Raw genomic sequence first — 12,712 nt, 5'->3', positions numbered from 1 at the left:
CATCGCGAGGCAGGGAAGGCCGGCCATCATAACCAACCGGCGGGGCTGCCTGTGGTGCGGCTACGGGCTTCCGCCGGCGGCGCCACCACTGGCATTGCCCAGCGCGGCGCGCGCGGCGTACACGGTACCCGGCGGTGGTTGCCGGGTAAAGAACGTGTTGATGCCGTCGACCACCGCGCCGGCGATCTTGCGCTGGAACGCCGGGTCCTGCAGCCGACGCTCTTCTTCGGCGTTGGAGATGAAGGCGGTCTCGACCAGCATTGCCGGCATGTCCGAGGTGCGCAGCACCGCGAAGTTGGCCCGCTCGATATGGCGCTTGTGGATGTTGCCGACTTCCATCAGGCCGTCGAGGATCTCCTCGGCGGCGTCTTCCGATGCTTTGAGCTGGCCGCTCTGGGTCAGGTCGATCAACACCGAGGCAAGGGTGTTGTTGGTCTGTTCCAGGCGCACGCCACCGACCAGGTCGGAGGCGTTTTCCTTGTTGGCCAGCCAGCGGGCGCGCTGCGACGAGGCGCCCTTGAGCGACAGCACGTAGACCGAGGAGCCATCCGCGCTGCGGTTCTCGGCGGCGTCGGCGTGGATCGAGATGAACATGTCGGCCTTGGCCGCGCGCGCCAGCTTGGCGCGCTTGTTCAACGGGATGAACACGTCGGTGTCGCGGGTCAGGTACGCCTTGAGGCCCGGCGCGGCGTTGATCTGGCGCGCCAACTCCTTGCTGATCTCCAGCACCACGTCCTTCTCGCGGGTGCCGTTCTTGCCGATCGCGCCGGGATCCTGGCCGCCGTGGCCGGGATCGATCGCGATGACCAGCGGCCGGTTGCCGCGGCCTTCCATCAGCTCGCGCATGGTCTTGACCGGCGGCTGGGTGGTCGCGGCGCTCGTCGCGGGCTGGCCGGTGGCGACCCGGGTCGGCACGCCGGTCGCGATCGTCGTCGGCACCGCGGGCGTGGAGACGGCGGGCGTCGGCGTGACTGGACGTGTGCCGGCGGTGATCTGCGAGATCAAGCGGCTGGTCGCGGCGGACGACGCGGCGGTCTGGTCGCTGCGGGTCAGCGCCGCAGTCGGGCTTGCCGCGTCAACCGCGACCGGGCCGGCCGGCGCGGTGGCAACGGGATTCGAAGCGGACGCGTCCCCGTCGCCCGGCCACTCGAGCACCAGCCGCGAGCCGTCGGGGCCTTGTTCGATCCGCGGCTTGAGCGCGGTGACCGCCTGTTTCAGGTCGAACACGATGCGCGCGGTGCCGGGAACCGGCTGGCCGGTACGCACCGACTGGACTACGCCCGCTCCGGCCGGGACCGCCAGTCCTTTCGCGAACGAACTCTCGGGCAGGTCGACGACCAGGCGCGCGGGTCCGCTGAGGCTGATGATGTTGTAGCGCCCGGATTCGCCAAGGGAAATCTCGGCGCGGGTGCCGGTCGCGCCACTGCTGAGCCGCAGGCCCTCGACCTCGCCGGCTTGCGCCAGGTTCCAGGCCAGCGCGGATAACAGCGCCAAGCCGAGCAGGACTTTCTGGAAAGTGGCGCCTTTGGCTCGCATGGGCGGTAGTCAAGCACCAGCCCACGAAGATTGCAAGAACTTTTTCCCTTATGAATCCAGCACCTGCCGAACCTTCCTGTGGAATCGTTCAGGAGTCGGCCGCAAACGCACCCTCGCGCGTCAATCGCTCCAGCCAAGCCTGGCCAATTTCGGTCAGGCCCTTCAACACGGCGCGCCGGCCCGTCTCTTCCATCGCCAATTCGATTCGGAGGTCGGCGACCGGCAGGCCGCCAGCGCCGCGCTCGGGCCATTCCACCAGCCACAGCGCCGCCTCGTCGCCGTCGAGACCGAGGAACTCCAGTTCGCCGGGATCGCCGATCCGGTACAGATCCATGTGCCAGGCCTCGCCGCCGGCCGCCAGCGGGTAGCGTTCGACGAGGGTGTAGGTCGGGCTGCGGATCGCGCCCACCACGCCGAGCGATCGCAACAGCGCCCGCGCCAGGGTCGACTTGCCGGCGCCGAGGTCGCCCTGCAGGTGCACTACCGCGCGCGGCGGGCGGGTCTCGGCCAGGCAACGGCCGAGGCGATCGGTCTGTCCACTGTCGGCCAGCCAGGTCGAGTTCGTCATGTCGGCAGTTCCGGGTTGGCGAGGCGGCGCAGCCACGGCATCAGGTCGGTCGGCAACAGTCCGCGCTCGCCGCTTTCACGGGCAGCGGCATCGCCGGCCGCGGCATGCAGCAGCGCGCCGCAACTGGCGGCGTCGAACGCGTCCAGCCCTTGCGCGCGCAGGGCCGCAATCACGCCGGCCAACACGTCGCCCATGCCGCCGACCGCCATTCCGGGATTGCCGGCGTCGACCAGCCGCGGCGTCCGACCGGGTGCGGCGACGATGCTGCCGGCGCCTTTCAATACCACCACCGCGTCGTGGCGTTCGGCCAGCCGTTGCGCAACATCGAAGCGGTCGCGTTGCACCGCGCCGGTGTCGATGCCGAGCAGGCGCGCGGCCTCGCCGGGATGAGGGGTCAGGATGGTGTCGGCCGGCAAGCGCCGGGGTTTGGCCGCCAGCAGGTTGAGCGCATCGGCATCGAGCACGGCCGGTTTGCCGGCCTGCAGGGTCTGGTCGAACAGCGTCGCGCCCCATGCGCCCTGCCCGAGCCCCGGGCCGATCATGACCACATCGGCGGCTTCGATGAAATGCGCATCGAGCGCGTCGGCATCATCGGCGTGGGCATGCGCCATGGCTTCCGGCAGCCGCGCGAGCAACGCGACAACATGTGGCAACCGGGTCACTACGTCGACCAGCCCGGCGCCGCTGCGCAAGGCGGCTTCGGCCGCCAGCAGGATCGCGCCGCCGTGGCCGTGTTCGCCGCCCACGCACAACACCCGACCATGCTCGCCCTTGTGGCTGTCGCGGCGACGCGGCGCGAGCCAGCGCCACAGGTCGGATGGTCGCAAACATTCGGCGCTGGCGGCGACGTCGAAGGCCGCCGGATCCAGATCGAGCGTATCGACCTGCAAGGCACCACACAGGTCGCGGGCGATGCCGGTACGCAGCGACATCTTCGGGGCGATGAACTCGACGGTCCGCTGCGCCCGCACCGAGACGCCCGGGGCGGAGCCGCGGACCGCATCGACGCCGCTCGGCACGTCGAGTGCGAACACCGGTGCGGGATGCCGGTTGATCGCGGCGATCAGCGCACTCAGACTCTCGTCCGGCGCGCGCGCCAGACCGATGCCGAACAGCGCGTCGACCACGACGTCGGCCGGCGGCAGCTCGCCGTCGACGAACTCGACCACCCGACCACCCGCCTCGAGATAATCCGCGCAAGCCCGCATCGCCAGCTCACCGCGCGGTGCGTGCGCGGCCACCCTCACTACCGCCACGTCGCGTCCCGATTGCCTTGCATGCCGCGCCAGTACGTAGCCATCGCCGCCGTTGTTGCCCGGGCCACAGGCCACCAGCAACGCGCCGGCGGCCGGCCAGCGATCCAGCAGCACCCGCCAGGCGCCCTGCCCGGCGCGCCGCATCAGCGCCGACGCATCGTCCGAGCGCGCGCTCGCCTGCGTTTCGATCGCGCGCAACGCGGCGACGTCGTAGAGGGCTGCAGTCATGCCGGCGATTCTATACTTGCCACCATCGTGAACCTGCCCGCCCGCCCGCGCGAAACACCCGCCACGCCCGGCACCACCACCGTCGATCTTGCGGCGGTGGCGCGGCGCATCCGCGAGCTGGCCCGCGAGTTCGGTTTCCAACGCTGCGGGATCAGCGGCATCGAACTTGGCGCCGACGAGGACCACCTGCGCGACTGGCTCGCGCAAGGCCTGTACGGCTCGATGGAGTGGATGGCGCGCCACGGCGACATGCGTTCGCGGCCGGCGGAATTGATCCCGGGCACGCTGCGGGTGATTTCGGTCGGCCTCGACTACGGCCGTCGCGACGACGAGGAAGCCTGGCAGACCCTGGCCGACGGCGAGCGCGCCTACGTTGCCCGTTACGCGCTGGGCCGCGATTACCACAAGCTCATGCGCCAACGCCTGCAGAAGCTCGCCGGGCGCATCGCCGAGGTGGTCGGCCCATTCGGCCACCGGGTGTTCGTCGATTCGGCGCCGGTGCTGGAGCGCGCGCTGGCGCGAAACGCCGGCCTCGGCTGGATTGGCAAGCACACCTGCCTGATCGACAAGGATGGCGGCAGCTGGTTCTTCCTCGGCGAGATCTATGTCGACCTCCCATTGCCGGTCGACGCGCCGGCGACCGCGCACTGCGGCAGCTGTACCCGCTGCATCGACATCTGCCCGACCGGCGCGATCACCGCACCGAACCGGCTGGACGCGCGTCGCTGCATTTCCTACCTGACCATCGAGCACGACGGCGCGATCCCGCTGGAACTGCGCGAGCCGATCGGCAACCGCATCTTCGGCTGCGACGACTGCCAGTTGGTGTGCCCGTGGAACAAGTTCGCCAGGCGCAGCGACGAGCCGGATTTCCGTGCCCGCAACAACCTCGACGAGGCCAGCCTGGCGGAGTTGTTCGCGTGGAGCGAGGACGAGTTCCTGCGGCGCACCGAGGGATCGGCGATCCGCCGCAGCGGTTACAGCCGCTGGTTGCGCAACATCGCGGTGGCGTTGGGCAACGCGCCGACGACGGCGGAGGTGGTGGCGGCGCTGCAGTCGCGGCGCGGGATCGACGACGCGGTCGTACGCGAGCATGTCGAGTGGGCGCTGGGGCGGCATGGCTCGGCCGCGACCGGGAATCCGATCTCCGGAGTTTCGTCTGGCCCCTTGTAGGAGCGGCTTTAGCCGCGATCTGGAACCGTGCGCCCGCGCCGACTCCACGATCGCGGCTAAAGCCGCTCCTACAAGTGCACCGTACCTTCGCTATCGGTGGCAATCAGCCGCGCAGTCGCCCGATCAACTCGCGTGTCACCGGATCCTCCGCCTCGCCCTCGCCGCGCAGCGCCGGCAGCAAACGATCGGCCACCTGCTTGCCCAGTTCGACGCCGAACTGGTCGAACGGGTTGATGCCCCAGATCACGCCCTGCAGGAACACGCTGTGTTCGTACATCGCCAACAGCGCGCCGAGTGAACGCGGGCTCAGTTCGTCCAGCAGCAGCATCGTGCTCGGCCGGTTGCCGGCGTAGGCGCGGTGCGGGTCGTCGCTGGCCTGGCCATTGGCCAGCGCCTCGGCCTGCGCCAGCAGGTTGGCCAGCAGCGCCTGGGCGTTCCCGACGGCATCACCCCCGCCGCGCACCAGCCCGATCAGGTCCATCGGTACGACCTGGGTGCCCTGATGCAGGGCTTGGAAGAAGCTGTGCTGGCTGTCGGTGCCGACCCCGCCCCACCACACCGGCACGGTATCGTTGTCGACCAAGGTCCCGTCGATGCGGCTGGACTTGCCGAGGCTCTCCATCACCAGTTGCTGCAGGTACTTGGGCAGCAGTTGCAGCCGGTCGGCGTACGGCAGCACCGCGTGGGTGGACAGGCCCAGGCCGTTGCGGTTCCAGATCGCGGTCAGCGCATGCCAGAACGCGAGGTTCTGCCGCGGCGGTGTGCGCAGGACGTGGGCATCCATCTCGGCGGCGCCGTCGAGCAATGCCTCAAAGCCTTCGCTGCCCAGCGCCAGCGCGATCGGAAAACCGACCGCCGACCACAACGAGTAGCGCCCGCCGACCCAGTCCCACATCGGCAGGATGCGCTCGGGCGGGATATCGAAGGCCTCGCACGCGCGCTCGGCGTTGGCGGTGATCGCGTAGAGCCGCTCGCTCGCGCCCTCGCCCAGCCAGTCGCGCAGGATGCGGCCGTTGAGCAGCGTTTCCTGGGTGCCGAAGCTCTTGGAGACCAGCAGCACCGCGGTGGTGGCCGGCTCCAGCCGCGCGGTCACGGCGGCAGCCGCGGCAGGATCGACGTTCGACAGGAAGTGCACGCGCAGGCCGGGCAGCGCGGACTCGGCGAGTGCGTCGACCACCAGTCGTGGGCCCAGGTCGGAGCCGCCGATGCCGACGCTGACGACGTCGGTGATTCCGGTCGTACGCAACTGCGCTTCCAGCGCACGCATCGCCTCGCGTGCAGCGCGCGCCTGGGCGTGGGCGTCGCGCGCGATGGCCGACTGCGACAGGTCGCTGCGCAGGGCGGTATGCAGCGCCGGGCGCCGTTCGGTGAGGTTGATCGGCTCGCCATCGAACAGCGCGTGCAGCCGGCCGGGCGCGTCGGCCGCATCGGCCAGCGCGAACAATGCGTCGAGCGCTTCGCGATCGAAGCGCTGGCGCGCGAAGTTGGCATACAGCGGCCCGGCTTGGAACGCGAAATCCCGCGCACGCGCGGGATCGTCTTCAAGCAGCGCCGGGATCGACCGTCCGGCCAACCGTGCGGCGTGGGCACGCAACTGCCGGAGCTGGCTGGACGCGGCGGTCATCCGGTCGAACCGGTCAGGCTGCCTGCGCCGGGATCGAGGTGTTGGTGTGGGTCAGCTTGTTGTCGCCGTCGACATACACCAAGGTCGGCTTGTACTTGGCCGCCTCGGCCTCGTCGAACTCGGCGTAGGCGCAGATGATCACCAGGTCGCCGGGCTGCGCGCAGTGGGCGGCGGCGCCGTTGACCGAGATGATGCCGCTGCCCTCTTCACCGCGGATCGCATAGGTGACGAAGCGGTGGCCGCTGTTGATGTTGTAGATGTGCACCTGTTCGTATTCACGAATGCCCGAGATGTCCAGCAGGCGGCCGTCGATCGCGCAGGAGCCTTCGTAGTGCAGCTCGGCGTGGGTGACGGTGGCGCGGTGGATCTTGGCCTTGAGCAGGTTCAGTTGCATGTCGATCGACTCCGTTCGCGGGTTGCGAGCGTTCACAGGCGGCCAGTTTATCAGCGGATGGCGCAATGCAACATAACGCCGGTGGAACGCTGTCCGGCTAGAGACTGAACTCGAGGTTGTCGATCAGGCGTGTGCGTCCGAGCCGCGCGGCCACCAGGGCGACCCGGCTGGTGGGTGCGCCGGGCCGGGTGTCCGGCTCGGTCAGGTCCGGAAGGCGTACCACCGCGTAATCGACTTCGAAGCCGGCGCCGCCCAGCCGTTGCGCGGCGGCGGACTCCACCTCGGCCCGCCGCATGCCCGCCTGGCTGGCTTCGCGCATCGCCTGCAGGCAACGCTGGATCTCCGCCGCGACCGGCCGCTCGCTGGCGGACAGGTACTGGTTGCGCGAACTCATCGCCAGGCCGTCAGCCTCCCGCAGGGTCGGCGCGGCAACCAGTTCGATCGGGAACGCGAGGTCGGCGACGAGGTAGCGGATCACCGCCAGCTGCTGGTAGTCCTTGCGGCCGAACACCGCCACATCCGGTCGTACCTGGTTGAACAGGCGCGCGACCACGGTGGCGACGCCATCGAAATGGCCGGGGCGGTGCGCGCCCTCGAGCACCCCGGTCACCCCCGGCACCCGGATCTGCACCGCCGCTTCCGGACCGTGCGGATACATGGCCTCGACCGAAGGCAGCCACAGCAGGTCGGCGCCGGCGGCATCGAGCCCGGCCGCATCGGCGTCCGGCGTGCGTGGATAGCGGCTGAAATCCTCGTTCGGCCCGAACTGGGTCGGGTTGACGAACACGCTGGCGACCACCCGGTCGGCGTTCTCGCGCGCCAGTTCGACCAGCGAGTGATGGCCGGGGTGCAGGTTGCCCATGGTCGGCACGAAACCAACCCGCAGGCCGGCATGTTTCCACTCGGCGACCCGTGCCCGCATGGCGGCCAGTTCGGTGACGGTTTCTATCATCAGGGGTTCGGCTCGGAGGTTCCGGCGTCAGGCGTACGAATGCTCGGCATCGGGAAACGAACCGTCGCGCACGGCATCGGCATAGGCCTGGATCGCGCCCTGCACCGAACCGCCCTCGGCAAGGAAGTCCTTGACGAACTTCGGCCGGCGGTGGCCGCTGCTGAGGCCAAGCATGTCGTGCAGCACCAGCACCTGGCCGTCGCATTGCGGGCCGGCGCCGATGCCGATCGTCGGGATGTCGATCTCGGCACTGATCGCGGCGGCGACCGGGGTCGGCACGCATTCGAGCACCAGCATTTCGGCGCCGGCTTCGGCGACCGCGACCGCGTCCGCGAGCAGGCGCCTAGCGGCGTCCTCGTCGCGGCCCTGGACCTTGTAGCCGCCCAGCCGCAGCACCGACTGCGGGGTCAGGCCGAGGTGGCCGCAGACCGGGATCTCGCGTTCGACCAGGTGGCGGATCACGCCGAGCTTGTGGCCGGCGCCTTCGATCTTGACCATGCCGGCGCCGGCCTGAAGGAACCGGGTCGCCGCGTCGATCGCGCGTTCGGCCGATGCGTCGGCCTGGAACGGCATGTCGGCGACCAGCAGCGCGCGCGACAGCCCGCGGGCGACGCAGGCGGTGTGGTAGGCGATGTCCTCGACCGTCACCGGCAGGGTGCTGTCACGCCCCTGCACGACCATGCCGAGCGAATCGCCGACCAGCACCAGCTCGACCCCCGCCGTATCGATGGTGCGGGCGAAGCCGGCGTCGTAGCAGGTCAGCATCGCCAGCTTGCGGCCGTCGAGTTTGGCCGCGCGCAGCATCGGCACGGTCCATGGTTTGTCGGACGCGGTCGATTGGGTCTTGTCGGTCGAGGTGTACATGGGGATTGTCAGCGCGCCGCGCGGGGGTGCGGCGGAGTCGCATACGTTAGCGCTTTGACGTCGTCGCTGGCCATCGCCGCCAGCGCATCGCGCGCCGGCCCGAAACCGGGGATCACCACTTCGGGGGCGATTTCCAGCAAAGGCACCAAGGCGAACGCGCGTTGGTGCAGGTGCGGATGCGGGACCTGCAGGCCGGGTTCGTCGATGGTCGCGTCGTCGTACAGCAGCAGGTCGAGGTCGAGCGTGCGCGGCCCCCAGCGGTCGCTGCCGTCGTCGCGGCGCTCCCGCCCGGCTTCGCGTTCGATCCGCAGCATCGACGCCAGCAAGGCCTGCGGGGCCTGCCCGGTTTCCAGCATCGCCACTGCATTGATGAAGTCAGGCTGGGCGGTCACTCCCCAGGCCGGCGTGCGATACAGGGCAGAAGTGCACACCAGGCGGGTGGCATCGAGGCCATCGAGCGCGACGAACGCCGACTGCAGGATGTCGACGCTGTCGCCCAGGTTGCTGCCGAGGCCGACGAAGGCGACCGCGGGCTGGTTCATTCGCCGGCAGCCACCGGCGGACCGCGACGGCGGCGACGACGCTTGCGCGGCGCGCCGTCGGCTTCACCCGATTCCGACGCATCGGCATCGTCCGGATCGGCTACGAGATCGCCGAACTGCTGCTGCGCCTCGCGCCAGAACGCGACATCGTCGGCATGCTCGTCCGACGCGGTCAGGCGCAGGCAGAGGAAGTCGAACGCAGCGCGGAAACGTGGATGGGCCAGCATCCGCGAGACCCGCTTGGGCTGGCGCAGCGAGAGCCGCGACTGCAGCAGCCATATCTCCTGCATCGGCAGCGAGAAGCGTCGCGGCAGCGCGATCATGTTGAGCTGGTGGACCGTGACCCGGTCCGCGGCACGGCGCTGGGCCTCGGCTGCGTGCACGCCCTGCGCCTGCAGCGCGATCAGCGCGCGGCAGTACGCCGGCCACAACAGCAGCGCGAACAGGAACGCCGGCGACACCGGCTCGTCGTTGGCGACCCGCCGGTCGGTGCCGCGCAACCCCTCCAGCACCATCCGCCGCAAGGCACCGCTACGGTTGGCCTTCATCGCTGCCGCACTTTCCGGCAGCAGCGCCGGCAGCAGGCCGTGACGTTCCAGGCGGAGGAAGCTCTCGACCCCGTGGCCGGACAGGAACAGCTTGAGGCACTCCTCGAATAGCCGCGCCGGCGCCGACTCCGACAACAGCGGCGCTAACGTCGGGATCGGTGCCGCGGTCGCCGGCTCGATCTCGAAGTCGAGCTTGGCCGCCAGCCGTACCGCCCGCAGCATCCGCACCGGGTCCTCGCGGTACCGCGTTTCCGGGTCGCCGATCAGCCGCATCAGGCGGTTCTGCACGTCCTCGAAGCCACCGGTGTAATCGCGCACCGAGAAATCCTCGATCGCGTAATACAGCGCGTTGGCGGTGAAGTCGCGCCGCACCGCGTCGTCCTCGATCGTGCCGTAGACGTTGTCGCGCAACAGGCGGCCGCCTTCATGGGTCTCGCGGTCGCCACTGCCGTCGTCGACGTTGGCGCGGAAGGTCGCGACCTCGATGATCTCGCGGCCGAACACCACGTGGGCCAGGCGGAACCGCCGGCCGATCAGGCGGCAGTTGCGGAACTGCTGGCGGACCTGCTCGGGGGTCGCGTCGGTGGCGACGTCGAAGTCCTTGGGATGCCCCCCGACCAGCAGGTCGCGGACCGCGCCGCCGACAAGGTAGGCCGAGAACCCGGCGTCGCGCAGGCGGTACAGCACCCGCAGTGCGTTGGGGCTGATGTCCTTGCGCGAGACGTTGTGCTGGTCACGCGGGATGACCCGGAGCTCGGGATTGGGAAGTAGGTTCTGGTCTGGCATCGAGCGGGCGTCGCCGCGTTGGGAATTTTTTCAAGCATACCCGTTGCCGGGCGGAACATAGCCCCCTATACTAGCAGGCCGCGCAACGTTGAGAGTCCGGCGCGGGACTTGCTCCCATCGTCTAGAGGCCTAGGACGTGGCCCTCTCAAGGCTAAAACACGAGTTCGAATCTCGTTGGGAGCACCATCTACCCGAAAGCCCGCGCAGCAATGCGCGGGCTTTCTTCCTTTTCGGCCCCGCCTGCGGAATCGCTACAATTCAAGGCTGGCACACCACGGAACCCGATCCATGCCCTTCGTCGTCACCGAGAACTGCATCAAGTGCAAGTACACCGACTGCGTCGAGGTGTGCCCGGTCGACTGTTTCCACGAGGGCCCGAACTTCCTGGTAATCGACCCCGACGAGTGCATCGACTGCACCCTGTGCGAGCCCGAATGCCCGGTCAACGCGATCTACCCCGAGGACGACGTTCCCGGCGGACAGGAAACGTTCGTCCAGCTCAATGCCGAGTTGGCGAAGGAGTGGCCGGTGATCACCGCGCGCAAGGACGCCCCGGCGGACGCCAAGGACTGGGAAGACAAGCCGGGCAAGCTGGAGTTGCTGGAGCGCTGAGAACAAAAACGGGCGCCAGCGGCGCCCGTTTCACGTCACGGCGATGGACCTTCTTCAGTTGGCAGCCAGTGCCACCTGCAATTGCGCGATCAACTGCACCGCGGCCGCGTCGGTCGCCGGCATGCCGCGCGGGTCGACCGCCGAGACATACGCGCCGCCGTCGACCTCGCTGACCCGCACCAGGAAGTTGGACTGCTGGTAGTTGACGTCGAACACGCCGAGCAATTCGGCGCGGCTGGCGACGCTCACGCCCTCGATGGCGGCCAAGGCGGTGTCGACCTGGGCAAACACCTCTTCCCGGCTGCCCGCGACATTGAAGCCGGACGGGGTTCCGGCCGCAGGCGCGGCGCCCGTGACCTGCGGCGCTTCCATCCCGGCTGCAGGCGTCGGCGCGGAGCCCGCGGCGGCGGCGACCGTGCCGGAGGCCGTCACCGACCCGGTCGGTGCAGCCTCCGCTGCGCCGGTGCGCGGCAGGTCGAGGTCCGGCGGCACTTCCAGCGGGCGGTTCTCCGGCGCTTCGGTGTACAACTCGTCGGTGCCGCCGAACCAGCCACAACCGGACACGGCCATCACCAGGACACCGGCAACCACGGCACGGGGCAACGAAACATTGGAACGCATGGGGTATCTCCAGGTCAGGCCGCGAGTGCGTCGCAGGCAATTTCGAGCTCACGGATCGTCGCGGCCACCCGGGCCGCGGCGTCGTGATGGGATGGCGAGAGTGGCAGCAGCGGCAGGCGCAGGCCATGGCCAACCCCCTGTCGCATCAGCAGCGCCTTGAGCGGAATCGGATTGGATTCGACGCCGAGGAATTCGTAGACACCCGACATCCGCGCATCCCAACCCTCGGCTGCGTCGCGCTTGCCGCTGCGCGCGAGTTCGCACAGGCGCCGGAACGAGCGCGGCAATACATTGGATGCCACCGATACCACGCCGTCGGCCCCGGCCAGCATCGCCCGGCAGGCAGTGGGATCGTCACCGGTCAACACCGCGAAATCCCGGTCCCTGAGCCGCAGCAACGCGTCCATCCGTTCGACGTCGTTGCGCGCTTCCTTGATCCCGATGATGCGCGAGTGGCCGGCCAACTGCGCCACCGTTTCCGGCAGCAGGTCGCCTCCGGTACGGCCGGGCACGTTGTACAACACGACGGGCAGCGCGCCGTCGTCGGCGATCGCGCGGTAATGCGCGACCAGCCCGGGCTGGGTCGGCCGCACGTACGGAGGTGTCACCACCAGCGCGGCATCGGCGCCGAGCGCGGCGGCGCGACGGGTGTGTTCGATGGTCTTGGCGGTATTGGACAGCCCGGTGCCGGCCAGTACCGGGATCCGCCCACCGACGACCTCGATCGCGCTACGCAGAAGGGTGTCGAACTCGGCGTCGAACAGGGCCGCGGCTTCGCCGGTGGAGCCGGCCACCACCACGGCCTGGGTGCCCGCCTCCAACTGGCCTTCGAGCAGTCGACGCCAAGCGTCCAGGTCAAGTTCGCCATCGGCGTCGAAAGGCGTCGCCAAAGCGGTGATGCTGCCGGAAAGTCGCAAGTGGAAGGCCTTTGCGGGGTTGCGATTGGCGCGGCGCGTGGCGCTGCGGGATGGGTCGATGTTACTTGCGGCCCGAAAGCACGGGCAAGTA

General features: G+C 69.4%; 13 protein-coding genes and 1 tRNA gene. 3 read left to right on the top strand and 11 right to left on the bottom strand.

Annotation, left to right across the window (positions count from 1 at the left end):
* Positions 1 to 60: 60 nt before the first annotated feature.
* The 3 genes from SNE34_RS02115 to SNE34_RS02105 all read right to left on the bottom strand — a co-directional run bounded on the left by SNE34_RS02115 (position 61) and on the right by SNE34_RS02105 (position 3,588).
* Complete coding sequence (locus SNE34_RS02115) at positions 61 to 1,536, bottom strand: N-acetylmuramoyl-L-alanine amidase (protein ID WP_332614243.1); 1,476 nt, start codon at positions 1,534 to 1,536, stop codon at positions 61 to 63.
* Between the two features lie 88 nt (positions 1,537 to 1,624).
* Entirely contained in the window at positions 1,625 to 2,104 is a 480-nt protein-coding gene (gene tsaE / locus SNE34_RS02110) for a tRNA (adenosine(37)-N6)-threonylcarbamoyltransferase complex ATPase subunit type 1 TsaE (RefSeq protein WP_332614242.1), read from the bottom strand.
* Positions 2,101 to 3,588 (bottom strand): NAD(P)H-hydrate dehydratase, encoded by a 1,488-nt coding sequence (locus tag SNE34_RS02105; RefSeq protein WP_332614241.1) that lies wholly within the window; start codon positions 3,586 to 3,588, stop codon positions 2,101 to 2,103. The genes tsaE and SNE34_RS02105 overlap by 4 nt, the downstream gene beginning before the upstream one ends.
* Positions 3,589 to 3,621: 33 nt before the next feature.
* On the opposite strand from SNE34_RS02105, the gene queG reads away from it, so the two are divergent.
* Positions 3,622 to 4,761, top strand: a complete 1,140-nt coding sequence (gene queG / locus SNE34_RS02100; protein ID WP_425604439.1) for a tRNA epoxyqueuosine(34) reductase QueG — start codon at positions 3,622 to 3,624, stop codon at positions 4,759 to 4,761.
* 103 nt (positions 4,762 to 4,864) lie between these two features.
* On the opposite strand, the gene pgi is transcribed toward queG, so the two are convergent.
* From pgi to pcnB, 6 genes are all read right to left on the bottom strand, one after another.
* Entirely contained in the window at positions 4,865 to 6,385 is a 1,521-nt protein-coding gene (gene pgi / locus SNE34_RS02095; protein WP_332614240.1) for a glucose-6-phosphate isomerase, read from the bottom strand.
* Positions 6,386 to 6,398: 13 nt separating this feature from the next.
* On the bottom strand, positions 6,399 to 6,779 hold the full coding sequence (panD, locus tag SNE34_RS02090; RefSeq protein ID WP_332614238.1) for an aspartate 1-decarboxylase: 381 nt from the start codon (positions 6,777 to 6,779) through the stop codon (positions 6,399 to 6,401).
* A gap of 97 nt (positions 6,780 to 6,876) precedes the next feature.
* On the bottom strand, positions 6,877 to 7,731 hold the full coding sequence (panC, locus tag SNE34_RS02085; RefSeq protein ID WP_332614237.1) for a pantoate--beta-alanine ligase: 855 nt from the start codon (positions 7,729 to 7,731) through the stop codon (positions 6,877 to 6,879).
* Positions 7,732 to 7,758: 27 nt separating this feature from the next.
* Complete coding sequence (panB, locus tag SNE34_RS02080; RefSeq protein WP_332614235.1) at positions 7,759 to 8,595, bottom strand: 3-methyl-2-oxobutanoate hydroxymethyltransferase; 837 nt, start codon at positions 8,593 to 8,595, stop codon at positions 7,759 to 7,761.
* Between the two features lie 8 nt (positions 8,596 to 8,603).
* Positions 8,604 to 9,137, bottom strand: coding sequence for a 2-amino-4-hydroxy-6-hydroxymethyldihydropteridine diphosphokinase (gene folK, locus SNE34_RS02075; RefSeq protein ID WP_332614233.1), 534 nt, complete (start codon positions 9,135 to 9,137; stop codon positions 8,604 to 8,606).
* Positions 9,134 to 10,471: a polynucleotide adenylyltransferase PcnB gene (gene pcnB / locus SNE34_RS02070; protein ID WP_332614231.1), complete on the bottom strand. Its 1,338-nt coding sequence runs from the start codon at positions 10,469 to 10,471 to the stop codon at positions 9,134 to 9,136. Before pcnB ends, folK begins: the two co-directional genes overlap by 4 nt.
* 110 nt (positions 10,472 to 10,581) lie before the next feature.
* On the opposite strand from pcnB, the gene SNE34_RS02065 reads away from it, so the two are divergent.
* Together SNE34_RS02065 and fdxA are read left to right on the top strand one after the other, a co-directional pair.
* A tRNA-Glu gene (locus SNE34_RS02065) sits at positions 10,582 to 10,657 on the top strand.
* A gap of 102 nt (positions 10,658 to 10,759) precedes the next feature.
* Complete coding sequence (gene fdxA, locus SNE34_RS02060) at positions 10,760 to 11,083, top strand: ferredoxin FdxA (protein ID WP_332614229.1); 324 nt, start codon at positions 10,760 to 10,762, stop codon at positions 11,081 to 11,083.
* 54 nt (positions 11,084 to 11,137) lie between these two features.
* On the opposite strand, the gene SNE34_RS02055 is transcribed toward fdxA, so the two are convergent.
* Complete coding sequence (locus tag SNE34_RS02055; protein ID WP_332614228.1) at positions 11,138 to 11,704, bottom strand: hypothetical protein; 567 nt, start codon at positions 11,702 to 11,704, stop codon at positions 11,138 to 11,140.
* A 14-nt stretch (positions 11,705 to 11,718) separates the two neighbouring features.
* A complete protein-coding gene (gene dapA, locus SNE34_RS02050) occupies positions 11,719 to 12,621 on the bottom strand; it encodes a 4-hydroxy-tetrahydrodipicolinate synthase (RefSeq protein WP_332614227.1) in 903 nt (300 codons plus the stop codon).
* Between the last annotated feature and the right edge of the window lie 91 nt (positions 12,622 to 12,712).

This window comes from Novilysobacter erysipheiresistens, assembly GCF_036663935.1.
In the GTDB taxonomy this organism is placed as follows: Bacteria; Pseudomonadota; Gammaproteobacteria; order Xanthomonadales; family Xanthomonadaceae; genus Novilysobacter; species Novilysobacter erysipheiresistens.
This window is presented reverse-complemented; position numbering and strand designations above follow the sequence as displayed.